The sequence below is a fragment of the Streptomyces sp. NPDC090798 genome (assembly GCF_044768965.1).
Taxonomy (GTDB): Bacteria; Actinomycetota; Actinomycetes; order Streptomycetales; family Streptomycetaceae; genus Streptomyces.
This window is the reverse complement of the sequence record NZ_JBIVXA010000007.1, coordinates 332,909-356,745: the sequence shown is the minus strand read 5'-3', so window position 1 is coordinate 356,745 and position 23,837 is coordinate 332,909. Positions and strand designations below refer to the sequence as shown.

Sequence of the window (23,837 nt, the reverse complement as noted above, 5' to 3'; positions counted from 1 at the left end):
AACTTTGTGGTCCTGGCTGCGTCGACACGCCCCTTCTCCAATTTACTAGGACGTCCTAGTATCTGTTCGGTCAGTATTCCCGTGTCCTGTCTGGGAAGGCCCCATGAGCGACTTGCACCGCCCCGCGCACCCTGTCCGGCTGGTCACTGCTTCGGCTCTGTTCGACGGGCATGACGCGTCGATCAACATCATGCGGCGGATCTTCCAGTCCCAGGGTGCCGAGGTGATCCATCTCGGACACAACCGGTCGGTGCGGGAGGTCGTCGACGCGGTCCTGGAGGAAGACGCGCATGGCGTGGCCGTCTCGTCCTACCAGGGCGGGCACGTCGAGTACTTCGAGTACCTGGTGGAGTCGCTGCGCGCGCAGGGAGCGGAGCACGTACGCGTGGTGGGCGGCGGCGGAGGCGTGATCGTGCCCGAGGAGATCGCCCGGCTGCGCAACAGCGGGGTGACCATCTTCTCCCCGCAGGACGGGCAGCGAATGGGCCTGGCCGGAATGGTCAACTCGGTGGTGCGGGACTGCGACTTCGACCTGTGGGACGGCAAGCCGGCCGGCGTCGCCGCCCTTCTCGCAGGCGACCGGTTCGCGATCGCCCGCGCCATCACCGGGGCGGAACTCGGCAAGTTGCCCGCGGATCTCCTGGAGCAGGTGCGTACAGCGGCCGTGGCACGGACGGTGCCGGTGCTGGGCATCACCGGCACCGGCGGTTCGGGAAAGTCGTCGCTGACCGACGAGTTGGTGCGCCGGTTCCGGGTCGACCAGCAGGACAAGCTGCGGATCGCGGTGATCGCGGTCGACCCGACCCGCCGTCGCGGTGGCGGCGCGCTGCTCGGTGACCGGATACGGATGAACTCCCTCGACGGCAACCGGGTGTTCTTCCGGAGCCTGGCCACCCGCGCCAGCCGCGAGCTGCCCGAGCACCTGTCCGACGTGATCGACGTCGTGAAGGCCGCCGGCTTCGACCTCGTGATCGTGGAGACGCCGGGCATCGGCCAGGGCGACGCGGCGATCGTGCCGTTCGTCGACGCCTCGCTGTACGTCATGACCCCGGAGTTCGGCGCCGCCTCGCAGCTGGAGAAGATCGACATGCTCGACTTCGCCGACGTCGTGGCGATCAACAAGTTCGAGCGGCGCGGCGCCAAGGACGCACTGCGCGACGTGGGCCGCCAACTGGTCCGCAACCGCGAGGCGTTCGGCATGCGGCCCGAGGACATGCCGGTGTACGGCACCTCCGCGGCCACCTTCAACGACGACGGCGTCACCGCCCTCCACCAGCACCTGAGGACCGTCCTGGCCGAGAAGGAGCTGGTCCTGTCCGAGGGCACGCTGGCCCCGGTCGACGGACGCCACTCCTCCGGCATCCGGCAGGTCGTACCCGCAGACCGGGTGCGCTACCTCGCCGAGATCACCGACACCGTCCGCGCCTACCACACCGAGACGGGCCAACTGGCCGAAGCGGCACGGCGCGTACAGCGTCTGGAGACGGTCACGGCCGAACTCGTCGATGCCGGCTCCGACGCTGGGAACGTGGAGTCGCTGCTCGCGGACGCCCGCAGGCAGCTCCCGTACGACATCACGAAGCAGATCGAGAACTGGCCCGCCGTCATCGCCTCCTACTCCGGCGACGACCAGGTCGTGCGGGTCCGGGACAAGGAGATCCTCACCAAACTGACCCGCGAGTCCCTGTCCGGCAACAAGATCCCCCGTGTCGCGCTGCCCCGTTTCACCGACCACGGGGAGCTGGTGCGGTTCTGGCGCCGGGAGAACCTTCCCGGCCGCTTCCCGTTCACGGCCGGGGTGTTCCCTTTCAAGCGCGACGGCGAGGACCCGGCACGGATGTTCGCCGGCGAGGGCGACCCGTTCCGTACCAACCGGCGCTTCAAGCTGCTCTCCGAGGGCCAGCCCGCCACCCGGCTGTCCACGGCTTTCGACTCGGTCACCCTCTACGGCCGCGACCCGGACGAACGCCCCGACATCTACGGCAAGGTCGGCACCTCCGGAGTGTCGGTGGCCACCCTCGACGACATGAAGGCGCTCTACGACGGCTTCGACCTGGTCGCGCCCACCACCTCGGTCTCCATGACGATCAACGGGCCCGCGCCGACCATCCTGGCGTTCTTCCTCAACACCGCCGTCGACCAGCAACTCGACCGGTTCCGGACCGCCGAGGGCCGCGACCCCTCTGGCGAGGAGGCGGCCGAACTGCGGGCGCACGCACTGGCGAACGTGCGCGGCACGGTGCAGGCCGACATCCTCAAGGAGGACCAGGGCCAGAACACCTGCCTGTTCTCTACCGAGTTCAGCCTGCGGATGATGGCCGACATCCAGGAGTGGTTCATCGCCCAGAAGGTCCGCAACTTCTACTCGGTGTCCATCTCCGGCTACCACATCGCCGAGGCCGGCGCGAACCCCATCAGCCAGCTCGCCTTCACCCTGGCCAACGGCTTCACCTACGTCGAGTCCTACCTCGCCCGCGGCATGCACATCGACGACTTCGCCCCCAACCTGTCGTTCTTCTTCTCCAACGGCATGGACCCCGAGTACTCGGTGCTGGGCCGGGTGGCCCGCCGCATCTGGGCCGTCGCGATGAAGGAGAAGTACGGCGCCGCCGAGCGCAGCCAGAAGCTGAAGTACCACGTCCAGACCTCCGGACGCTCCCTGCACGCCCAGGAGATGGACTTCAACGACATCCGCACCACGCTGCAGGCGCTCATCGCGATCTACGACAACTGCAACAGCCTGCACACCAACGCCTACGACGAGGCGGTCACCACCCCGACGGAGGACTCCGTCCGCCGGGCCCTGGCCATCCAGTTGATCATCAACCGGGAGTGGGGCCTGGCCATGAACGAGAATCCCCTCCAGGGCTCGTTCGTCATCGACGAACTCACCGACCTAGTCGAGGCCGCCGTACTCGCCGAGTTCGAGCGGATCAGCGAGCGCGGCGGCGTACTCGGCGCCATGGAGACCGGCTACCAACGCGGCCGCATCCAGGACGAGTCGATGCTCTACGAGCAGCGCAAGCACGACGGCACCCTGCCCCTCATCGGCGTCAACACCTTCCGCAACCCGCACGCCGACACCGTCGAGCCCGGCGTCATCGAACTGGCCCGCGCCACCGAAGAGGAGAAGCACTCCCAGCTGGAGCGCGTCCACACCTACCAGTCCCGACACCGGGACGAGGCGCATACCGCCCTGACCGCCCTCAAGAAGGCGGCCGTGACCGACCAGAACGTGTTCGCCGTGCTCATGGACGCCGCTCGGGTCTGCTCCCTGCAGCAGATCACCGACGCCTTCTTCGAGGTCGGCGGCCAGTACCGCCGCAACGTCTGACCAGGCCACTTCTTCCGACAGGACCACGGATGGAACCCGGCCTGCTAAGAGCGCTTCACACTCACCCCGAGCTGGCGTCCGCACTGCGGAAGTCCGGCCGCGGTCAACTCGACGCGCTGGTCACCCGCGCGGTGGGTCGAGGGGAGCTCCCCTCGACCCACCCGGCGTCGGGTTACCTCCCGCACCTGCTGCTCGGGGCGCTGATCACCCGCTCTCTGCTCGAGGGCGTTCTCGCGGACCGCACCTTCCTGCACCACTTCGTCGATGCGGTGATCCTCCCCGCCCTCGGCGTCGCGAGTCCGCGGCAGGACCAGGAGGCCGGTTCCGACGGGCATGTCGAGGTCGGTCGTACAGGCGGGGGCCGCAGGCCGATCCGCGGCTGAGCGCGCCGAGCGAGCACCGGAGCGAGGCCCTGCCGCCAACCGCCAAGAGCCGAACCAACACCTGGAGACCGCCGAACGGCTCGCCCCGACCGAGCCCACGGTGAAGAAACACGTCAGCCGAATACTGACCAGCCTCGGCGCAGGCGACCGCATCCAGCAGTGGCCATGGCGTACGTCGCCGGCCTGTGCTTTGTCCCCGTCGTGCAACCCGTGCGCGCACGGCGCCTCACACCCCGAGACCGGTTGTACGAATTCAGCCGCAAGCTCGGCGACCGACGACTGAAGTCGCGCCCCTCGGCGGCGTCGGCCCCACGTGCCCCCGTCATACCGCACTCTCGTGGACGACAAAAGCTCCCCATGTGCTTGCCTAAGTCAAGCAATCAAGTTATGGTTGAGTAAGTCAAGCAATTACGTCCCACCGAGGCGCCGCCGCTCCGGAAGGAAGCCCCATGAAGTCACAGCTCACGAGGAAGCCCGCCGTGGCGACTCCGGCCCCACCCGGCCCCCTTGGCTCGTTCATCCGGTTCGTGATCTTCGGCGGCGGTATCGGGGTCCTCTCCAGCTTCGCCGTGCCGCTGCTGGGCATGACGATGCCCTGGGCCGTATCGAACGCGATCATCACCGTCGCCTCCACCCTGCTGTGCACCGACCTCCACGCCCGCTTCACCTTCGGCAAGGGCCGCGGTGCCGGATGGGGCGAGCACTGGCAGTCCGCAGGCTCAGCCACGGTCGCCTACGTGATGACCAGCGCCGCGGTGCTCGTCCTGCACCTCGTGCAGCCCTCCCCCAGCATGCTGACCGAGCAGATCGTCTACCTCAGCGCCTCCGGCCTCGCCGGCATAGGCCGCTTCCTCGTCCTGCGCCTCTTCGTCTTCGCCACCCGCCGCGACCAGAGCGCCCGACCCCAGAAGCAGAACTGGACCGTCGCCGCGTCCACCCTGGTTCCGGCGTAGGACGCCCTTCCGTCGAGATCCGCGGCCCCGACGTCGCAAGGAGTAGAACGCTTACTACGGCCGCATTACTCGCCCTCTCCAGGTTCGACCCTCCGGCGGAGGGAATCACCAGGAGCCGCCCATACCGTGAGGTGAGGGCCGGGATCGCCCAGCGACTCGCCTTCTCGCGACGCCATGACTCAAGTTGTCGGCCAGATCCGATTCCACCGTGATCCATAGCCCTCAGGAGAAGACAGTGCATGTACTCGTCGTCGAGGACGATCGAACCGTCGCCGATTCCCTGGAGCGTGGCCTCGCCCGCTACGGCTTTCACGTGACCTCGGTGCCCACCGGACGGAGCGCGCTCACCGCCCCGGCGGCGGACATGGTTCTGCTCGACCTCGGCCTGCCGGACATGGACGGCCTGGACGTCTGCCGGGAGTTACGTGCCCGCAGCGATGTACCGCTCATCGTCATCAGCGGGCGGGGCAGCGAGACGGAGAAGGTCGTCGGCCTCGAACTCGGCGCGGACGACTACATCGTGAAGCCGTTCCTGATACGTGAGCTGATCGCGCGGATGCGAGCGGTGCTGCGCCGGCGCCCCATCGGGCCCTGCCCCCCAGAGCTCACCCCCGGCATGAGCTCCGTCCGGCCCAGCCGGTGCCAGGTGTCCCCTCCGCGCCCGCCGCGTGACATGTGCGGCCGGGTGAGCGTCGACCGCCGGGCGCATCGCGCCTTCCTGGACGGAACGGAAATCCCGTTGAGCCCCAAGGAGTACGCCTTGCTGGCCTTTCTCACCGAGCGAGTGGACAACTTGGTGACCAGGGAGGACATCATGACGGCGGTCTGGGACAGCAACTGGTCGGGCCCGACGAAGACCTTGGACACCCATATAACGGCCCTGCGTCACAAGCTCGGTGACGCCCTGTGCATTCAGGCAGTCCGCGGCGTCGGTTTCCGACTGGGAGTCAGATCTGACGAGACCTCAGAAGTGTCCGCGTCCTGATCCAGTTGTTGAATCTTGTGTGGAGCAGAGCGCCTTACTCGCAGCTGACGGGTGCACGCCAGACCGCGACGATCGCGTCGATCAGGCCGGTGGCCGTGCTGTGCCAGTTGTCACGGGGCGTGGGAGTGTTCACGGCCAAGGCACGCTCACGTTCGGCGCAGGCGTGCAGGATCAGATGGCGCGCCATGGCGGTGCGCTCCGCGCGCACCTCGGCCGGGAGCTCAGGAAGGCATCGGTGCAGGCGGTCGAGGAACTCTCCCATCGCAGGGGAGGTGAAGGTCTCCTCGACCATGAGGGCGTGGAGTGCCGGGTCGCTCATCACGTGGACGCAGAACCGCGCGTACCAGCTGGGGTTGCCCAGGGTCACCAGGTACTCGGGAATGGGAAGCACCAGACAGGCCACCAAGTCCCGCAGTTCGGTCGAGTTCCGGGTCTCGACCAGCAGTCGCGCCCGGATCTGCTCGACCTGCTCGGTGTGCCGCCGGACGATCGCGCGGATCAGGTCGGCCTTGGTGCCGAAGTGGTAGCTGACCGCGGCATTGTTGCCCTGCCCGGCGGCCTCACTGATCTGACGATTGGCAACCGCGTGCACCCCGCGCTCAGCGAACAGCCGCTCCGCCGCCGTCAGGATCAACTCACGTGTACTGCCCACTTGTTCGGCTCTCTTCGCCCTAGCCGCCGCAGTCATCCGACCTCCCTCGATTCGAAGCCGTCGAAGAGTCAGGGAACACCACTGCCCCAAGACGGGTCAATCACTTGATTTAAACATTTCAAAATCTGTGGACCCGACCACCGCCGGCTCACACCTCGGGCGTGACCGGCGCCCCCCAGAGTGCGACGATCGCGTCAACGAGGCCCGTGGCGGCCTCGTGCCAGGTCGCGCGAGGAGTGACGACGTTCTCCGAGAGGGCTCGCTCCCGCTCGACGCACATCTGCGTGATCAGGTGGCGCGTCATAGCTCCGCGCTCCACGCGCACCTCAGGTGGCAGGTCGGGCATGCATCGTTCCAGACCGTCCCGCAACCGCCCCAACGAGGGGGAAACGGAATAGAACGCCTCGGCCGTGACCATGTCCAGTGCGGGGTCGGTCGCGACCTGGGCGAAGAAGCGGGCGTACCAACTGGGGACACCCAAGGATTCCAGGTGCCCGGTGACGGGTCGCACCGCGCAGGCGACCCAGTCCTGCAGCTCGGTCGAGTCGCCGGCCGCGGCCACCATGCGGGCGCGGTCCTGCTCCATCCGCCCGGCGTGCTTGCGCACGATGGCACCGACCACGTCGGCCTTGGTGCCGAAGTGGTAAGCGATGGCGGCGTTGTTGCCCTGTCCGGCGGCCTCGCTGATCTGACGGTTGGCGACCGCATGCACCCCGCGCTCAGCGAACAGCCGCTCCGCCACACTCAGAAGCGCCTCCCGCGTCGAGCTGACCTGTTCATTCCGCCTCGTCCTGCCTGCCATCATCACCACCACATCGGGACATCGCACTGTCCCGCGACGGCCGGTCCCGCAGGCCACCGCGGATTCCCTGCCGAGCCGACCAGGCCATACGACGAAAGAGCGGGCACGGGCCCACCGAATGCGCTCCGACCTCCCCCGCCGACAGCAGCCACTTCCAGCGCCGCCGCACGGCGCGCCGACCAGCGCACAAGTTGCACTCTCCACGACTCCTTCACTGGTGTTCTCTCTTGATTCAGGCTTGTCGACTTGAACATGCGCCCACCCCCAGCTACATTTTAAATCAACCCGTTGATTTAAGCCAGACTTCAACGGATCCGACCACATCTGCCTGCTCAGACGGAGACCAGCCATGCCCCACACCCCCGCCCCACCCACGGACACCAAAACGTCCGCACCCCCCAACCCGAACGTGATCGTGACGGTGCTGGCCTTCGCCGGGATCGTGGTCTCGCTGATGCAGACCCTCGTCATCCCGATCGTCCCGGAACTGCCGAAGTACCTGAACGCCTCGGCCTCCGACACCGCCTGGGCCGTCACCGCCACTCTCCTCGCCGCCGCCGTCGCCACCCCCATCGCCGGCCGCCTCGGCGACATGTACGGCAAACGCCGCATGCTCCTCCTCAGCCTCGGCGCGGTGACCGCCGGCTCGTTCGTCGTCGCACTCAGCGACTCCCTCACCCCGATGATCATCGGACGCCTTCTGCAGGGCCTGTCCGCCGGGGTCATCCCGCTCGGCCTGAGCATCATGCGTGACGAGATGCCCGCCGAACGACTCGGCTCCTCCACCGCCCTCATGAGCGCCTCCCTCGGCATCGGCGCCGCCCTCGGTCTGCCCATCGCCGCCTTCGTCGCCGACAACTTCGACTGGCACACCCTCTTCTGGGCCTCCGGCGTCCTCGGCGCTCTCTCCCTCGTGCTCGTCCTGATGCTCGTACCGGAATCCAAGGTGCGCTCCGGCGGACGCTTCGACCTGGTCGGCGGCGTCGGCCTGGCGGCCGGACTCGTCGCTCTGCTGCTGGCCATCTCCAAGGGCGGCGACTGGGGCTGGGGCAGCGCCACCACCCTCGGCCTCTTCGCCGCCGCCGTGATCGTCCTGGTCGCCTGGGGCTTCTTCGAACTGCGCACCACCCAGCCGCTGGTCGACCTCCGCACGACCGCCAAACCCCAGGTCCTCTTCACCAACCTCGCCGGCCTCGCGTTCGGCTTCTCCCTCTTCGCCCTCCAGCTGGTCGTCCCCCAGCTCCTGCAACTGCCCAAGGAGACCGGCTATGGCCTCGGCGAGAGCCTGCTGACCGTCGGCCTCGTCCTCGCTCCCCAGGGACTGGTCGTCATGATCGCGGCCCCCCTGTCCGCGAAGATCTCCAAGGCCTTCGGCGCGAAGTACACGCTGATGATCGGCGCCGTCATCGTCGCCGCCGGCTACGCCCTCAACATCTTCATGATGAGCGAGGTCTGGGAGCTGATCTTCGTCTCCTGCATCGTCGGTGCCGGCGTCGGATTCGCCTACGGCGCCCTGCCCACACTCATCATGAGCGCAGTGCCGGTATCCGAGACGGGATCCGCCAACGCCGTCAACACCCTGCTGCGCTCCATCGGCAGCTCTCTGGCCAGCGCCATCTGCGGCGTCATCGTCTCCCAGATGACCATCAACTTCGCCGGCCACGCCCTCCCCTCCGAGAACAGCTTCAAGGTGATCATGGCCATCGGCTGCGGCGCCGCCCTCACGGCCCTTCTCCTCGCCTCCTTCCTCCCCCGCCGCACGGACGCCACCGCCCCCGGCACCCCCGCCGAAGCAGCCACCATCGCGGACACCGCCGGACAGAAGGCCTAAGCGTCTCAGGGGGCGAGCCTGCCTGAGCCGTTCGCTGGCACGGTCGGTGCTCCGCCCCCGAGAGGGCCCCATCCGAAAACCGGTACATCCCTCGACACCAGGAGAGCGATCATGGCCACGTACGTCCTCGTACCCGGCGGAGCACACGGCGGCTGGTGCTACCAGCGCGTCGCCCGGATCCTGCGGGAGGCTGGCCACGACGTCTACACCCCGACCCTGACCGGCGTCGGCGAGCGGTACCACCTGCTCAGCCAGGACATCGACCTCGACTTCCACATTCGCGACGTCATCCAGGTGCTGACCTACGAGGACCTGCACGACGTGGTCCTTGCCGGGCACAGCTATGGAGGCATGGTCATCACAGGGGTGGCCGACTTGGCCGTGGACCGGATCGGCCACCTCGTCTACCTGGACGCGGCCACACCGGTGAACGGTCAGTCGCTCGCCGACATCTCGCCACCGCAGATGCAGGCGGCCCGTGCGAGGGGCGATTTCGTCAACGGTGTCGAGGTCGTGCTCCAGCCCGGGCGGGAGCCGATCCCGCACTACGGCGTGACCGACCCGGACGACATCGCCTGGATGACACCGAAGCTCACACCCCACCCCTACCAGTGCTTCGACCAGAAACTGCATCTGGACAACGAGGTCGAACTCTGGCAGATCCCACAGACCCACATCGTCTGCACCAACACCATCCCCCACCGCGATCCCGTGCTCCTGGCCAAGGCCCGCGCCAACGGAAGGCTCTGGGACATCGACACCGGACACGACCTGATGATCACCGAGCCCGAGGCCGTCGCCGCCTGCCTCCTGCGCGTACCGACCGCCTGACCCACCCCGACAGCAGTTCAGAAAACTGGAGTTTAGATGACCGTCGCAAACCAACCGCCGCACCAGCCGGGCGGTCTGCTCGAAGGCAAGGTGGCCGTGATCACCGGAGTCGGGGCGGCCGAGACGATCGGTGCGGTCACCGCCGCGGTGTTCGTCAAGGAGGGCGCACAGATACTCGCCGCCGACATCAGCGGCGCTCAGAAGGACACGGCGATCGCCCTTGGCCCCGCGGCGGTTCCCTTCCAGGCCGACATCACGCGCGAGGAAGACGTCGAGGCGATGTTCGCCCACGCCCTGGAGACCTTCGGGCGCGTCGACATCCTGGTGAACGTCGCCGGCAACCCCGGCGGGCGACGCGGCGACGAGGTCACGGTCGAGGAGTACGAGAGCCTCACCTCCGTGCATCTGCTCGGCACGCTGCTCACCAACAAGCACGCCGTGCGGGTGATGGCGCCCGCCGGTGGCGGTGCCATAGTGAACTTCTCCTCGGCCGCCTCCTTCAACACCGACAGACTGATTTCGCCGGCCTACTCCGCAGCCAAGGCCGGCATCAACTCCCTCACCAAGTCCTACGCCGTGCACTACGGACCCCAGAACATCCGCGTCAACGCCGTCGCACCGGGCTTCACCATGAGCAAGAAGAACCGCGGTCTGCCGCCCGAGATCGAGGAGAGCCTGAGCAACAAGGCAGCGCTGGCCCGGCCGGGCACCCCCGAAGAGCAAGCCGACGTCGCCGCGTTCCTCGCCTCGGACCGGGCCTCGTTCGTGACCGGAGTCGTGATCCCCGTCGACGGGGGTTGGACCGCGAAGCTCGCCTGACACGGTAGACAGCCTCCTGGGCCATGTCCCGTTGATCGACTCGTTGGAACTACCGCTGCCCGCCGGTGCCGTCCCGGCGGGCAGCGGTGCCTCGGCAGCACCCCCACAGAAACCCAATCGTCGCGCCACCGGAGGCACGCCGTAGAACAGGACCCCCACCATGATCATTGACTTGCAGCGGTACCCACGCGGTCACCCCCGTAGCGCCGCCGCGGCCGCGGCCGCGGCACTCCTCGCCTGTTCCTTCGCCGGCAGCTTCATCACCCTCCCCGGCCGCGATCTGGACATCGCGTGGTGGCCCGGCGTCCTCCTGACAGGCGTCTCCTGCACCGTCCTGATGTGGCGCCGCAGCCATCCCCGCACCACGGTGGTGCTGACCACCGCATGCACCATGGGTGTGGTCGCGCTTGGCTACGTCGTCACCGTGCTGCTGCTGGGACCCCTCATAGTCGCGCTCTTCTCGCTGGCCGCCCGCACGCGGCGAAGGGTCGCGAACACCTTCGCCTGCGCCTCCATCGCACTGCTGGTGGTGACCGGGATGCTCGACGGCCCCGCCGGCGAACCGCTGCTGTTCCGGCTGCTGGGCCCCACCGCCTGGCTGCTGTTGCCCACCGCCCTAGGTACCGCGAGCCGGCTCTACCGGGCCTATCTCGAAGAAGAAGCCCGTCGGCGCGTCTCCGACGAGCGCATACGCATCGCCCGCGACCTGCACGACGTCGTCGCCCACCACCTCGTCCTTACCAAGCTGCAAGCCGGCGCTGTGGTTCGCCTGGTCCATGCCCGGCCCGCCGAAGCCGAGCAGGTAGCCACTGAGCTCACCGACACCGCCGCTGCGGCCCTGAGCGAACTCAAGGCCACCGTCGGTCTGTTGCGCCGCGCGGACGACACGGAGCAGCCCATAGAACCGACCCCGGGAGTCGCGCAACTCACCGAGCTGACGGCCTCGTTCCAAAGTGCCGGGCTCGCTGTCACTGTCGCCACCGAAGGTGAACCGCGGCCGCTCCCGGCCGGAGCGGACCTCAGCGCGTACCGCATCGTGCAGGAGGCGCTCACCAACGTCACCAAGCACGCCACCACCCGATCGGCCGAGGTCCGGCTCGCGTACTCTGAGGACCACCTGTGTATCACCGTCACCAATGACGGATCCGCGACATCGGTCAACTCCCCTTTTCCAAGGGGTGGTTACGGCATCATCGGGATGCGGGAGCGCGCCCGCTCCGTAGGCGGGGAGCTCCGCGCGGGTCCGCGAGACCAGGGGGGCTTCGAAGTGGTCACCCAACTGCCACTGCGGCCGCGGTCGTTCCAGGAGACAGCGACGTCGTGACATCCAGGGCGACGGCGCAGACGGCCGATCAGTCGCTCGCCGCGAGGGTACGGAACCGGCTCGCATGGAAAATCAACGGTGTGGTGTCGGGTTCCGCACGTAGTGCGTGGATGCGCAGCAGGGCGATCGCGTGGTCGCCGGCCGGGATCTCCACCTCCACCGAGCAGTCGAGCCAGGCGGTCGCCCCGTGCACGAACACCGCGCCCCCCGCGGTCGGTTCCCACTCCACCCCGGCGAAGCGGTCGCCCTCCTTGCGGGACAGGCTCACGCACGCCACGTCGTGGTCGGCGGCGAGCACACTCACTCCGAGCCTCGGGCAGTCCCGCAGCTTGGGCCAGGTCCTCGACGAGTCCTGCACGCACAGCGACACCAGCGGTGGACTCAGCGACACCGAGGTGAACGAGCTGGCCGCCATCCCGACTGGGGTGCCGCCCAGCAGTGCGCAGACCGCGGTCACGCCGGAGGGAAAACATCCGTAGGCCCGCCGTAGAACCGTCGGGTCGGTGGACAGTGCCTCTAGTGTGATCACTGCGGGCTCCGTGCGGGCACGGGAAGCCGTGCCGAGGTCAGCCCTCGGGGGGCGGCTGCGACGGTCGCTTTCATTCTCGTCCTCGTTTCTGCACCCCTGTCGGGCACGCGGGCCTGCGGCGGTCGCCGGAGCCGGCTCAGCGGCTCAACTCCGATCGCACTTCGTGTCGCAGTACCTTGCCGGTGGCGGTGCGGGGTATCTCGTCCCATACGACGATGCGGTCAGGTGTCTTCGAGCCACGCAGCAGCCGCCGCACCTCGGTGCGCAGGTCCTCACCGTCGAGCGAGACTCCTCGGGCGGGAACCACGGCCGCCTCGATGCGCTGGCCCCACTCCTCGTCCGGTACGCCGACGACGACGGCGTCCGCGACTCCCGGCTGGCGGAGCAGGACGTCCTCGATCTCTGCGGGTGCGATGTTCTCCGCGCCGCGGATGATGGTGTCGTCCGCGCGGCCCTCGACGAAGACGAAACCCGCCCGGTCGCGCCGGCCGAGGTCGCGGGTGTCGAACCAGCCGTCGGTTACCTCGGAGGCGACACCGGCGTACTTCCCGGACACCTGGGCGCCGCGCACCCAGACGCGTCCGGATGCCCCGGGCGGCACGGGTGCGCCGTCCTCGCCGCGGATCTCGATCTCGATGCCGGGGATCGGGCGTCCGGCGGAGTGCAGGCGCGCCCGCGCCCCGGGATCCTCGGCTGCGAGGGCCTGGCGGTGGTCTTCGGGGCCGAGGACGGAAATGGTCGAGCTGGTCTCCGTCAGCCCGTACGCGCCCACGAACCCGACGTGCGGCCACTCTTCCAGCGCCCGTTCGATCACTCGGGGCGGCATCGCGGCACCGCCGTAGGCGAGGGTCCGCAGGGTCGGCACCGACCGGTCTGCATCCTGCTCCTCCATCAGCCGGGCCAGCATCGTCGGCACCACCATGGCGTTGGTGACGCGCTCGGCACGCACCAGCTCCAGCCACCGCTTCGGCGAGAACGTGTCGAGGACGACCAGTCTCCGGCCTGCGTAGATGTTGGTCAGGACGTTCGACACGGCGGCGATGTGATACGGAGGGACGCACATCAACGCCGCGTCGTCGGGCTCCGCGCTGCCGAACTCCACGCTTCCGATGACGTACGAGACCAGGTTGTCGTGTCGCAGCACGACGCCCTTGGGCGCCGACGTCGTCCCGCTGGTGTAGATGATGACCGCGGCCGGGTCGGCCGGCCCGGGCGGCGGGCTCGCGTCATGTTCCGCCTGGGTCTTGGCGACCGTCGCGTCGAGCCATGCCGACGGTGTGCACGAGAGTGCCGCGACCGGGGGAAGCAGCGGGGCGTGATGGTCGTCGGCGATGACCAGGGCGCCGGTGTGGTTGGCCAGCAGCGCCGACAACTGCTCTGCGCCGAGCCGGTAGTTGACGGGGACGAAGGGCACCCCTGCCCGCGCGGCCGCGAACAGGGCGACGGGGAAGGCCGGTCCGTTGGCCGCGAGGTGGATGACCGAGGTGGCGCCCGACCGGGCTACGAGATCGGCGCCCGTGTGTACCGCGTGGCGCAGATCCTGGGCGGTGAGTCCTTCGTCGCGGGTGCCGACAAGTGTGCGGTCGGCGAACCCGTCGGCCGCCATGTCCAGAAGCATCGTGAGGTCCATCGACGTCCGTCCGGGGTCAGTCGGAGGCGGGCAACGGCTTGGCGCTCTTCACGGCCAACGGCACACCTCCGACGGCGAGGGTGCCCCGACCGGGTCTGGTGCACAGCAGTTCCACGCCTCCGTCCGCGGTGGCGTAGCGCTTGCCGAGCAGAGTTCCGGTCGCGTGCTCCGGATCAAGGGTCTGCTGGGCTGTGGCGTCGTGCTGCGTCTGATCGACCATCGGCCGGCCTCCGCAGGTCACTTCCTGTCCGTCCGCTGCCCAGCGGACGACCACGACGCTGGTGCTGTCCACCGTGCTCGCGAGCATCATGCCGATCCGTGGCTGCATGTCGGCTCCTTCCTTTCGATGGTTCGTGGACCTGGCGATCTCGTCGGCGGCCTACAAGGCAGGCGCCCGGCCGATCACCCCGTCGGCTTCGAGCGCGGCGATCTCCGGCTCGGTGAGCCCCAGTTGAGCCAGCAATTCGTGGTTGTGCTCCCCGAGCAGGGGTGCGTGGCGCAGATGGTGCCGGCCGGGTCCTCGGGAGAGCTTGACCGGCAGGGTGCTGTGCCGGGCGCTGCCGTTCACGGGATGCTCGACCTCCTCGAAGAAGCCGCGGAACTGCAGTTGCGGCAGCTCGGCCACGCGGTGCGGGTGCACCCCCTTGCCCACCGGAACTCCGGCGTCCCAGAGGAGCTCGACAATCTGGTCGGCGCCGCGTTTCCGGCACCAGGCCCCGAGGTGCTCGTCGATCTCGTCGTGGCGCCGTCGCCGTCCGTCGGCGGTGTCCAGACCGGGGTCCGTCGCCCATTCGGGCCGGCCGATCGCGTCCCGCAGTGCGGCCCACTGCTCGTCGGTGGCCACCGCGACCGCGATCCAGGTGTCCTCCCTGCCGAACTCGTCGATGTCGGAGGTCAGATACAGGTTCTGGGGCGCGGCGGTCGGTCCGCGGTTTCCGTCCCGCTGCAGGAGGGCGCCGTGGGCGGAGTGCTCGATGACCTGTTCGGCGGCCACGTTGAGGGCGGCGTCGACCATCGCGGCCTCCACCAGAACTCCCTCGCCGGTGCGGCGCCGGTGTTCCAGTGCCAGCAGCAGACCGTTGAGCGCGTGCACACCCGCGTTCGGGTCGCCGATCGAGTAGGGCTCGATCGGATTCTGGTCGGGGTGGCCGGTCAGCCAGGTCAGCCCGGACGCGTCCTCGATGACGTAGGCGAAGGCGGCGTGATCGCGCCACGGGCCGTCGAGCCCGAAGCCGGGCATGCGGACCATGATGGCGTCGGGCCGGATCGCCCGTATCGCTTCGTAGTCCAGGCCGACCTGGTTCAGCACCCGCGGGGTGTAGTTCTCGACGATCACGTCGGAGATCGCGATCAGTTCGCGCAGCAGTTCCCGCCCGCGCTCGGTCTGGAAGTTGAGTGTCAGGCTCTTCTTGTTGGTGTTGAGGCCGGAGAAGATCGGCGACCTCTCCCACCACTGGTCCACGGTGGCTGCCACGCCCGCCATCAGCCGGGTTCCGTCGGGCCGGGAAGTAGATTCCAGATGGATCACCTCGGCGCCGAGCAGGGCGAGGACGTGTGTGCACGACGGACCGGCCCAGAAGGCCGTCATGTCCAGGACCCGCAGGCCGCTGAACGGCAGCCGGTCCTCGCCGGTGTTCGGCCCGGCGGTCGGCCGCGGAGTGCGGGGTGCGGCACGGAGGCTGTCGGTGTGTTCGCCGAGGTGCGGCGCCGACTCCATGGGCCGCAGCCGCGCCGGCTGAAGGCGGTAGGGGTGATCGGGTTGGAGGAATCCGTCGCGGGGGTTGCGCAGGAAGGTTCCGCGCGCCTCGTAGTGCTCCATGGCCGGGGCGTTGGCGCCGTTGGCCACCAGGGCGTTGGGGATCCGGAACGCCGTCGCCAGTTCGCGGACCTCGGCGATGGTCCGGCTGCCGATCCACTCCTCGATCACCGGGGCCACCTCGTTGGTGCGGTCGACGATCGAGTACGGGTTCTCCTCGTCGATCCACTCGGGGTGGCCGACCATCGCGCAGAGGTCGGAAAATTGTTGGGGGGTCGCACACCCGAGGGCGATGAGGCCGTCCTTGGCCACGGTCACCCCCGGCAGCATCAGCGACCGGGCGCTACGCCTCGGCCCGCCCCGCATGTCGAGCCACGTGACCGAGTAGTAGGTGAGGCTCAGGACGTGTGCCTCGAGCATCGAGAGATCGACGAGTTCACCACGGCCGCTGCCCAGGCCGCGCAGTCGCGAGGTCAGGGTCCCCGCGGCCGCGTACGCCCCCGAGACCCAGTCCCCCGGCTGCCCTCCGATGGAGACCGGCGCTCGGTCCGGTGCGCCGCGGCCCGTTCCGAAGATTCCACCGGACCACGCCTGGAGGGTGAACTCGGTGGCCGGACGGTCCCGCCAGGGTCCGTCCAGACCGAAGGGGGTGATCGACGTTACCGTCAGGTGCGGGTGGCGTCGATGGATCTCCTTCGGGGAGAACTCCGCAAGCCCGGCGACGCGCGAACCCGGGGACCACACCACCGCGTCCGCCGCCCCCAGCAGTTCATGCACCAACTCGAGGTCCGCGGGACTGCCGGGGTCGACGACGACGCTCTGCTTGGAGCAGGACAGGTAGCTGAACAGGGCTCCGCCTCCGTCGGGGTCGACCGCGGCGCCGGAGACCGACCGGCTGCGCAGCGGATCGCCCTCCGGCGGCTCGACCTTGACGACCTCCGCGCCACCGTCGGCCAGCAGTTTGGTGCAGTACGCGCCGGCGATCCCTGTGGACAGATCGACCACGGAATAGTCGCTGAGCGGCGGTTCAACGGGGGACATCAGCGGCTCCCATCTGTTGGCTACTTCTTCTTGCGACCGGTCCGGCTCAGCCGCCATTCGGGCGGGAACTGATCGTCGTTACCCCTGACCGCGTTGGGGATTCCCCCTGCGATCACGTCCTCGTCCAGGACCAGATCGTCACCGTCGGGGCGGGCGATGTTCCCGATCGACTCGAAGAGTCCGGTCAGCATCGAGCCCATGTACTCGCCCTGGTGCTGCTTGTACATCTCGAAGAAGACCTTCTGCATGAAGACCGTGTCCGTCGGCCGGTTGCGGGCACAGGCCAGCGCGTACTTCTCCACCTCCGTCTCCAGGTCGTCCCTCGGGACGACGCTGTTGACGAAGCTGCACTCGTACATCTCCTCGGCGCTGAAGGGCCTTCCGGTGAAGACCATCTCCTGGAACTTCCGCAGGCCCATCATCTGCACCCAGGTCCACATCCGGGGGGCCCAGCCGATGTAGCGGAAGGCGGGATGACCGAAGAGCGCGTCGTCTGCGGAGATCACCAGGTCGGCGTCGGCCGCCTGGTAGAAGTGCCAGCCGTAGCAGTACCCCTTCACCTCAAGGATGCTGATCTTCTTGAAGTCCTGGAGACTGCGGCAGCCGCCCAGCGGGCTGGCGTAGTACTGGCCGAGGGTTCCGCCATACCGGTAGGAGTCTTTGGGGGGATACCGTACGTCGTCCTCGCTGAGCCTGAGTTCGCTCAGTCGCGGTCCGGCCGTGGGCGCGTCGTTCATCTCCATCACTTCGGTGATGTCGGCGCCGGTGCCGAGGTGGTCACCGACGCCGCGGATGACCAGGACCTTCACGTCGTCGTCGACGTTGGCACGGTGGAGCAGGTCGGCGTAGCGGAGCCGCGACGCCGCGGTCGGAGCGTTGAGGTGATCGGGCCTGTTGAGCGTGATGGTGGCGATCTTCGTCTTGGGGTCCTTCTCGTAGAGGATGATCTCCTCCGCCGAGGGACGCGCGCTGTCGGTCATGTGCTGGGAGTCCTTTCCCGTCTGGGTGGAGGGCGGTCAGGGCCGGAGCGGGCGGCCCTGACCTTCGGGGTTGGCCGACCGGCGGAGCTACGGCCTCCAGAGGGGACTTGACGTGAGCAGCTCGGGTCCGTCAGCCGTGATGAGGACCGCCTCGCGCCCGAGGACGGCGCCCACGCCCTCCTGCCAGACGTAGCCGGTCACGGACAGCACCATGCCGACTTCGAGCCGTTCCTCGGCCGCGGTGGCCGGCAGGCCCGACGTGACGACGGGCGGGTCGAAGCCGAGGCCGAGGCCGCGTGCCACCGGCATCGGGGGCAGCGGTTCGCCGGCGGTGTCGTAGGCGGCGAGCAGGTCACTGGCCTGGGCACCCGGACGGCAGGCGTCGGACAGCAGGGCCCAGAGCGCGTCCCACCGCCCGTACAGGGCGCGGATGGCGCTCAGGTCCCCGCCGTCGACCGGCCAGGTACGTCCGACTTCTCCGATGTACCCGCCGGCGACGACTCCCGCGGTAAAGGCCACGAGGTCGCCCGCGCCGATGCGGCCGTCGCCGTTCACCAGCCGCCAGTGATGCTCCCGGGAAGTCCTCCATGCGACCTCCTGGGCCGAGGGCGTGGCCACGCCTCCGGCCGCGGCCGCCTCCAGGAGTACGCCGGACAGCTCGGCCTCGGTGACTCCCGGGCGAAGCTCGGTCACGGCCTTGGCCAGGGCGGCCTCCGCCACGCCGATGGCTTCGCGGAGAGCCACCACCTCTTCGGCCGTCTTGATGCGGCGGGCGGCGCGCAGGGCGAGCTCGCCGTCGACCAGTTCGGCGACCGGGAAGACCTTGGACAGCAGCTCCGCGATGCTCGGGGTCAGGGCGTCCGTGCCCACCCGGCGGGCCGTCGAGGTCCCCTCGATCCCCCGCAGAACCGTGACGTAGTTCATCGGGTTCCAGCTCAGCGGGTAGAGCCGCTCGTGCGGAATGTCGTCGGGGATCCCCTCGTCCCACGTGCTGAGCATGTGGATGGCCCCGGTGGCGCGGACCACCACACACGCGGGGAAGAAGGGATGGGTCCCCGCGTTCGACAGACCCCGCGCGCCGCTGAGGTAGCGGACGTTGGCGCCTCGCCCGAGGACGAGGACATCGAGGTCATGGGCTTCCATTTGTGCCAGCGCACGCTCCCGCCGCCCACTGCGGAGAGCGCGGTCGTCCGGCAGGACCTCAGTCGCCATAAGGCGCGTAGGTGTAGTCGGTCAGGGCAGTCCAGCCCTCTTCCTCGATCACAAGGACCTCCTCGCTGCGGTAACCGCCGGTGCCGTCCTCCCAGACCACCGGCTCGAGAATGAGCACCATGCCGGCTTCGAGCACCACGCTTTCGTCGAACTCCTGGCCGAGGTCGGTGCCGATCAACGGCATCTCGGCGGCGTCCGTGCCCATGCCGTGTCCCAGGTAGAAGTGGGGCAGCCAGGGCTTCGAGCCGCCGTTGGCCTCGGTGGCGGCCCGCGTCAGATCGGCTGCGCGGGCCCCGGCCCGCGTCACCTCCTTCGTCGCGGTCAGGATGTCGAACCACCTCGTGAACTGCGCCTGTTGGCGTGGGGTGGGATCCTGTCCGACGATCCAGGTCCGGCCGAAGTCCGACATGTACCCGGCGTAGTTGATGCCGACGTCGGTCCAGAGCACATCACCCTTCGCCAGCTCCCGCTCCGTCGTCAGCAGCGGGAGGGCGAGGTCGCCGTGGGTGGTCCACACGCCCTCTGCCCGGGAATGCGGCATCACCTGCCAGATGGGGTCGAGCACGTTGGCCAGGGCGCCGTACTCGTAGACCTTGCGCAGGAAGCGGGCCGACAGGTCGATCTGGCGCATCCCCGGGGTCAGCGTCTGCGTGACCTCGGCCATGGCCTGTTCGGTGATCCGCAGGGCCTTGCGGATCGTGGACAGCTCGTCGGGAGTCTTGATCAGCTTGGCCGCGCCCAGGACCGATCCGGCGTCGCGGGGTGATCCGGCCGGGAGCAGCGCCTTCTCGGCCCTGCGCATCGCCCCCGTCAGCTCGTCGACCGCCACCACCGCGCCGGCCGGCACCAGGTCCGCGATCACGGCGGCGAAGTTGCGCACTCCTTCGTCGTACTCGAGATAGACCGGCGGATGCACATGGTCGGGCGGCAACAGCGGCTCGGAGGAGGCCCCTTCGCGGAACGGCATGAACAGATGGGGCCACTCATCGTCCGCCACGACCACGGCGACCGGGCGGTCGACGTGGGCCAGGCCGGCGTCGCCCAGCGGCCAGCTGGCGCCGGTCGCATAGCTCACGGCACTGTTGCCGAGCAGGATCAGGGCGTCGACGCCCTGAGCCGCCATGGCCGCTTTCAGACGGGCGCCACGTTCGCGGCGCATACGGACCAGATCGGGTGTGTCCGGAATGTCGATGACGGTCATTCCCGCCTCCCACACGATGTCATGGAGCTTCGCCGTCGCTTTCTCTGCGGGTCCGGACCGGCCTACAGGCCGAGGAATCGCTTCACGTTGCCGCTGACGATCTTGGCGGCGTTCTCGGGGCCGACGGCGTCCGCGATCATCGCGATCGACTTCTCCGAGTAGCCGAAGGTGCTCTCGTTGTGCGGGTAGTCCGCGGCCCACATGACCTTGTCCACTCCGATGTGCTTGAGCAGTTCCATGGCGAGCGGATCGACCATGAAGGACGCGTACATGTGGTTGTCCCAGTAGTGCCGGACGTCGTGCTCCACCGGCCGGTTCAGCATGTGACGGTAGGAGGCGAGGATGTGCTCGGCGTCCTGGAGGACGGAGGCGACCCAGCTCGCGCCGCCCTCGAACCAGCCGATCTGGAGCCCCGGGTGACGGTCGAGGATGCCGCTGAAGACATACCGGCCCCACACCTCGTGGAAGCCGGTGACGTTGTTCACCATGCCGACGCAGTAGGCGTTGAACTCACAGGGGGACTTCAGGCCGGTCTCACCGATGTGGTGGGACACGGGGAGCCCCGCCTCCTCGACCTCTGCCCAGACGGCGTCCATCGCGGTGCTGCCGTAGTCGATGACGTTGCCCTCGACGTCCTTGCCCGGCGACAGCGGCATCAGGAAGGTCCTGATGCCGAGGCTCTTGAGCTCGGCGAGGGTCCTGCGGGCGCCCTTGGGGTCCCACCAGTTGATGAGACCGACGCCGTAGAACCGGCCGTTCGACTGCTCCTGGAGGCCGGCGATGTGCTCGTTGTAGGTGCGGAAGCAGAGCTCCCGCACCTCCGGGTCGGGGTAGTGGAACAGCGCCAGGAGGGCGTTCGGGAAGGCCAGTTCCTTCTCGATGCCGTCCGAGCGCAGTTCGTCCAGACGGCCCTGGATGTTGCCACTGTTGGAGCCGGTCAGCGGGTCGTACTGCATGAGGACCCGGCTGAACTCCTTCGGCAGGAACGACTTGCCGCCCACGCCGATCTCGAACGCGCCGTCCTCGTACCAGATGCGCGGCGCTTTGTTCTTGAGCCGCTCGGGGAACCGCTCGTAGAAGATGTCGTCCGCCAGCGAGATGTGATCGTCGGCGGAGAAGATCTCGGTGCCCGGCGGAAGGTTCAGGGCACTGCCCGTGTGGCCACGCCGATCCTTCGGCGCGCGAAGCCCCTCGGGTGGGTACAGCGTCTCTGCTTGGCTGGACATCACTGTCCTCCGATCGGATGTACGACGTTGCGGAAATACGCTGGACGACACTGCCCACGAAAGCGCTCTGTGAGATTTCCGGTAGGCAGAGATTCGTCGATTCCGGGCCGACGAAAAGTCATGGCACGGAGGTCAGGTGTCTGTTTCGGCCAGACGAAAAAGAATCGCCGGGAAGGGCCGTCGCCTATCGAGTGGGACGTGGGGCCACGGCATGCATCACGGGTCTCACCGTGGAATGACTTCGCGCACTAATTCTCTGACGCATCGCGATCGTCCATCGCGAACCTCCTCAGTGCCGAGCTGCGTTGCTCGCATTTCGAGTCAACACCTTCCCCGACACCGTGTCAATCGGTTGATTTAAATTTGCGGAAGGAGAATTGACGATCAGTTGTCCGAAGCCTCGCGGCTCAATTCCTGGACCACGGGCGCCCATACTTCTGGGTCGATCTCGTAGGTGGTGTAGAAGGACACCCTGTCCACGAGAGTTCCGTAACGCCGACGGATCTCGCTGGCGATATCGCCCGGTTCCGCCACCACCGCGAAGGCGTTCAGTACGTCGTCGTCGACGAGTTGGCCCATGACCTGCCATCTGTCCTCGCGGGAGGACTTCGACAGCGCGTTGAGCTCGTCGCCGAGCTCGCCCCAGCCGTGCAGGTCCAGCACGCCGCGGTAGGCCGGAGTGCTGCCGTAGAAGGCGATCTGACGCCGTGTGTGTTCCACGGCGTGGGCCAACTCCTCCTCGGTGCGTCCGGTCGCGGTGAGCAGCAGATAACTGACACAGAAGTCGCCGCGGCTCCTTGCGGATTTCGCGAGCCCACGCTCGATCACCGGCAGGGTGACCTCCCGCAGATACCGCTCGGTGGTGAACGCGTGGGCGAGCATGCCGTCCGCCACCTCACCCGCGACGGCGGTCATGGCCTCACCGACGGCCGCCACGAGTACCTTGGGCGGCTTCCCGAGAGGGGTCGGCGGTGGCGAGAAGAACGGGGTCATCAGGGTGTGCGTGTAGAAGTCCCCGCGGAAGTCCAGCTTCGTTCCGTCGTTCCACGCGGACCAGATCGCGTGCAGCGCTGCCACGTACTCGCGCATGCGGCCGGCCGGCCGGCTCCACGGCATCGAGAAGCGCCGCTCGATGTGCGGTTTGATCTGGCTGCCCAGGCCGAGCGTGAAGCGCCCGTCGGAATAGCTCTGGAGATCGTGCGCGGTGTACGCGAGTTGCATGGGAGAGCGGGCGAAGGCCACCGCAATGGCCGTGCCGACCTCCAGGCGTTCGGTGTCCTCGGCCGCCAGAAGCAGCGGAAGGAACGGGTCATGGGCGGCCTCGGAGGTCCACAGCCCGGCGTAGCCCGCTTTCTCGTGACGCCTGGCCTCTTCCCTGACCTCCGAGGCGCCCCACACGTTGAGCGTGCCGTCCACTTTCATGGGGATTCTCCACGTAGATCCGGAGTTTCAGGAGGCGGCGGTGTCGGCCTGGGCCGTCGCGGAACTCGAGAGCTTCATGCGCCTCATGCCCGCCGACGTGCCGCCGTCGACTGTCAGCAACGTGCCGGTGACGTGCGACGACCGGTCGCTGACCAGGTAGGCGACGGCTTCCGCCACGTCCCTGGGTTCCCCCACCCGCTTCAGCGGCTGAATGGCCGCCATCACAGCGCGAATGTTCTTGGTCATCTCGGCGGACGCGGTGGCCGAGGCCAGCAGCTGCGTGGGGATGCCGCCCGGCGCGATGCAGTTGACCCTGATGTCGTGCTGCGCGAGGTCGATGGCGACGCCCTTGCTGAAGTGGACGACCCCTGCCTTGGAAGCGGCGTAGATCGGCACGCCGGGGTTGCCCATGACGCCGCCGATGGAGCTGATGTTGACGATGGATCCGCCGCCGTTCACCGCCATGTGGCGAGCGGCCGTCTGGGTGCCGGCCATGACGCCGAGCAGGTTGACCGACATGATGCGCTGGAAGTCGGCGAGTTCCTCGTCCAGGAAGCTCTCGCGGTGGGCGCCCGCGACGCCGGCGTTGTTGACCATGATGTGGAGGCTGCCGAACGTCTCCACGGCGAAGGAGACGAGTTCCACGACCTGCTGCGGATCCGACACGTCCGTCTGCCGGAACCGCGTGTCAGGACCGAAGTCGGCGGCCAGGGACTCGCCCGACTCCCGGTTGACGTCGGCGATGACGACGCGCGCACCCTCCTCCAAGAGCTTCTCGGTGATGGCGCGGCCCAGACCTCCGGCCGCACCGGTGACTACGGCGACTCTTTCGGACAGTTCTTTGGCCATCGTCTTTGATGTCCTCTCGTCCTGATCTGATGAATGCGCGCGCCGTGGATCCGAACCTCCGGGCGCCCGAAGGGGCC

At 68.2% G+C, this 23,837-nt stretch carries 20 protein-coding genes; 8 read left to right on the top strand and 12 right to left on the bottom strand.

What is annotated here, in order from left to right; all coding sequences use genetic code 11:
* Positions 1–103: 103 nt before the first annotated feature.
* From icmF to ACIQTP_RS18335, 4 genes are all read left to right on the top strand, one after another.
* The gene (icmF, locus tag ACIQTP_RS18350) at positions 104–3,334 is read left to right on the top strand and encodes a fused isobutyryl-CoA mutase/GTPase IcmF (protein WP_403400967.1); all 3,231 of its coding nucleotides are present in this window, start codon (positions 104–106) and stop codon (positions 3,332–3,334) included.
* 29 nt (positions 3,335–3,363) lie between these two features.
* A complete protein-coding gene (locus ACIQTP_RS18345) occupies positions 3,364–3,717 on the top strand; it encodes a TetR-like C-terminal domain-containing protein (protein ID WP_403400965.1) in 354 nt (117 codons plus the stop codon).
* 449 nt (positions 3,718–4,166) lie between these two features.
* Positions 4,167–4,670, top strand: a complete 504-nt coding sequence (locus ACIQTP_RS18340; RefSeq protein WP_390931108.1) for a GtrA family protein — start codon at positions 4,167–4,169, stop codon at positions 4,668–4,670.
* 235 nt (positions 4,671–4,905) lie between these two features.
* Positions 4,906–5,655, top strand: coding sequence for a response regulator (locus tag ACIQTP_RS18335; protein ID WP_390931106.1), 750 nt, complete (start codon positions 4,906–4,908; stop codon positions 5,653–5,655).
* Positions 5,656–5,689: 34 nt separating this feature from the next.
* Here ACIQTP_RS18335 and ACIQTP_RS18330 read toward each other — a convergent pair whose 3' ends face one another.
* Positions 5,690–6,343, bottom strand: a complete 654-nt coding sequence (locus tag ACIQTP_RS18330) for a TetR family transcriptional regulator (protein WP_391058094.1) — start codon at positions 6,341–6,343, stop codon at positions 5,690–5,692.
* 112 nt (positions 6,344–6,455) lie between these two features.
* Positions 6,456–7,109, bottom strand: a complete 654-nt coding sequence (locus tag ACIQTP_RS18325) for a TetR family transcriptional regulator (protein WP_391058091.1) — start codon at positions 7,107–7,109, stop codon at positions 6,456–6,458.
* Positions 7,110–7,458: 349 nt separating this feature from the next.
* On the opposite strand from ACIQTP_RS18325, the gene ACIQTP_RS18320 reads away from it, so the two are divergent.
* The 4 genes from ACIQTP_RS18320 (at position 7,459) to ACIQTP_RS18305 (ending at position 11,914) form a co-directional block, all read left to right on the top strand.
* Positions 7,459–8,940 carry an MFS transporter gene (locus tag ACIQTP_RS18320; protein WP_391391936.1) on the top strand — a complete coding sequence of 494 codons (1,482 nt, stop codon included), beginning with the start codon at positions 7,459–7,461 and terminating at the stop codon, positions 8,938–8,940.
* 111 nt (positions 8,941–9,051) lie between these two features.
* Entirely contained in the window at positions 9,052–9,771 is a 720-nt protein-coding gene (locus tag ACIQTP_RS18315) for an alpha/beta fold hydrolase (RefSeq protein ID WP_390931098.1), read from the top strand.
* A 36-nt stretch (positions 9,772–9,807) separates the two neighbouring features.
* Positions 9,808–10,590, top strand: coding sequence for an SDR family NAD(P)-dependent oxidoreductase (locus ACIQTP_RS18310; RefSeq protein WP_403400962.1), 783 nt, complete (start codon positions 9,808–9,810; stop codon positions 10,588–10,590).
* Between the two features lie 160 nt (positions 10,591–10,750).
* Positions 10,751–11,914, top strand: coding sequence for a sensor histidine kinase (locus ACIQTP_RS18305; RefSeq protein WP_403400960.1), 1,164 nt, complete (start codon positions 10,751–10,753; stop codon positions 11,912–11,914).
* Between the two features lie 28 nt (positions 11,915–11,942).
* Here the strand turns inward: ACIQTP_RS18305 and ACIQTP_RS18300 are convergent, their stop codons facing one another.
* From ACIQTP_RS18300 to ACIQTP_RS18255, 10 genes are all read right to left on the bottom strand, one after another.
* The gene (locus tag ACIQTP_RS18300) at positions 11,943–12,443 is read right to left on the bottom strand and encodes a flavin reductase (RefSeq protein ID WP_390931093.1); all 501 of its coding nucleotides are present in this window, start codon (positions 12,441–12,443) and stop codon (positions 11,943–11,945) included.
* A gap of 136 nt (positions 12,444–12,579) precedes the next feature.
* Entirely contained in the window at positions 12,580–14,061 is a 1,482-nt protein-coding gene (locus ACIQTP_RS18295; RefSeq protein WP_403400958.1) for a class I adenylate-forming enzyme family protein, read from the bottom strand.
* Positions 14,062–14,089: 28 nt separating this feature from the next.
* Positions 14,090–14,401 (bottom strand): hypothetical protein, encoded by a 312-nt coding sequence (locus ACIQTP_RS18290; RefSeq protein ID WP_390931089.1) that lies wholly within the window; start codon positions 14,399–14,401, stop codon positions 14,090–14,092.
* Positions 14,402–14,452: 51 nt separating this feature from the next.
* Positions 14,453–16,870, bottom strand: coding sequence for a CoA transferase (locus tag ACIQTP_RS18285; protein ID WP_390931087.1), 2,418 nt, complete (start codon positions 16,868–16,870; stop codon positions 14,453–14,455).
* 20 nt (positions 16,871–16,890) lie between these two features.
* On the bottom strand, positions 16,891–17,850 hold the full coding sequence (locus ACIQTP_RS18280; protein ID WP_390931085.1) for an enoyl-CoA hydratase-related protein: 960 nt from the start codon (positions 17,848–17,850) through the stop codon (positions 16,891–16,893).
* An 87-nt stretch (positions 17,851–17,937) separates the two neighbouring features.
* The gene (locus ACIQTP_RS18275) at positions 17,938–19,062 is read right to left on the bottom strand and encodes a M24 family metallopeptidase (RefSeq protein ID WP_390931083.1); all 1,125 of its coding nucleotides are present in this window, start codon (positions 19,060–19,062) and stop codon (positions 17,938–17,940) included.
* Positions 19,052–20,263, bottom strand: a complete 1,212-nt coding sequence (locus ACIQTP_RS18270) for a M24 family metallopeptidase (RefSeq protein WP_390931081.1) — start codon at positions 20,261–20,263, stop codon at positions 19,052–19,054. The genes ACIQTP_RS18275 and ACIQTP_RS18270 overlap by 11 nt, the downstream gene beginning before the upstream one ends.
* 62 nt (positions 20,264–20,325) lie before the next feature.
* Entirely contained in the window at positions 20,326–21,489 is a 1,164-nt protein-coding gene (locus tag ACIQTP_RS18265; RefSeq protein WP_390931079.1) for an amidohydrolase family protein, read from the bottom strand.
* Between the two features lie 384 nt (positions 21,490–21,873).
* The gene (locus ACIQTP_RS18260; protein ID WP_403400954.1) at positions 21,874–22,911 is read right to left on the bottom strand and encodes a TIGR03617 family F420-dependent LLM class oxidoreductase; all 1,038 of its coding nucleotides are present in this window, start codon (positions 22,909–22,911) and stop codon (positions 21,874–21,876) included.
* Positions 22,912–22,938: 27 nt separating this feature from the next.
* Positions 22,939–23,760 carry an SDR family NAD(P)-dependent oxidoreductase gene (locus tag ACIQTP_RS18255; protein ID WP_403400952.1) on the bottom strand — a complete coding sequence of 274 codons (822 nt, stop codon included), beginning with the start codon at positions 23,758–23,760 and terminating at the stop codon, positions 22,939–22,941.
* Positions 23,761–23,837: the final 77 nt, after the last annotated feature.

Coding starts and splice junctions, on each gene's coding strand:
- icmF (WP_403400967.1), top strand. CDS start 104: ATGAGCGACTTGCACCGCCCCGCGCACCCTGTCCGGCTGGTCACTGCT.
- ACIQTP_RS18345 (WP_403400965.1), top strand. CDS start 3,364: ATGGAACCCGGCCTGCTAAGAGCGCTTCACACTCACCCCGAGCTGGCG.
- ACIQTP_RS18340 (WP_390931108.1), top strand. CDS start 4,167: ATGAAGTCACAGCTCACGAGGAAGCCCGCCGTGGCGACTCCGGCCCCA.
- ACIQTP_RS18330 (WP_391058094.1), bottom strand. CDS start 6,343: ATGACTGCGGCGGCTAGGGCGAAGAGAGCCGAACAAGTGGGCAGTACA.
- ACIQTP_RS18325 (WP_391058091.1), bottom strand. CDS start 7,109: ATGGCAGGCAGGACGAGGCGGAATGAACAGGTCAGCTCGACGCGGGAG.
- ACIQTP_RS18320 (WP_391391936.1), top strand. CDS start 7,459: ATGCCCCACACCCCCGCCCCACCCACGGACACCAAAACGTCCGCACCC.
- ACIQTP_RS18315 (WP_390931098.1), top strand. CDS start 9,052: ATGGCCACGTACGTCCTCGTACCCGGCGGAGCACACGGCGGCTGGTGC.
- ACIQTP_RS18310 (WP_403400962.1), top strand. CDS start 9,808: ATGACCGTCGCAAACCAACCGCCGCACCAGCCGGGCGGTCTGCTCGAA.
- ACIQTP_RS18305 (WP_403400960.1), top strand. CDS start 10,751: ATGATCATTGACTTGCAGCGGTACCCACGCGGTCACCCCCGTAGCGCC.
- ACIQTP_RS18295 (WP_403400958.1), bottom strand. CDS start 14,061: ATGCTTCTGGACATGGCGGCCGACGGGTTCGCCGACCGCACACTTGTC.
- ACIQTP_RS18290 (WP_390931089.1), bottom strand. CDS start 14,401: ATGCAGCCACGGATCGGCATGATGCTCGCGAGCACGGTGGACAGCACC.
- ACIQTP_RS18285 (WP_390931087.1), bottom strand. CDS start 16,870: ATGTCCCCCGTTGAACCGCCGCTCAGCGACTATTCCGTGGTCGATCTG.
- ACIQTP_RS18280 (WP_390931085.1), bottom strand. CDS start 17,850: ATGACCGACAGCGCGCGTCCCTCGGCGGAGGAGATCATCCTCTACGAG.
- ACIQTP_RS18275 (WP_390931083.1), bottom strand. CDS start 19,062: ATGGCGACTGAGGTCCTGCCGGACGACCGCGCTCTCCGCAGTGGGCGG.
- ACIQTP_RS18270 (WP_390931081.1), bottom strand. CDS start 20,263: ATGACCGTCATCGACATTCCGGACACACCCGATCTGGTCCGTATGCGC.
- ACIQTP_RS18265 (WP_390931079.1), bottom strand. CDS start 21,489: ATGTCCAGCCAAGCAGAGACGCTGTACCCACCCGAGGGGCTTCGCGCG.
- ACIQTP_RS18260 (WP_403400954.1), bottom strand. CDS start 22,911: ATGAAAGTGGACGGCACGCTCAACGTGTGGGGCGCCTCGGAGGTCAGG.
- ACIQTP_RS18255 (WP_403400952.1), bottom strand. CDS start 23,760: ATGGCCAAAGAACTGTCCGAAAGAGTCGCCGTAGTCACCGGTGCGGCC.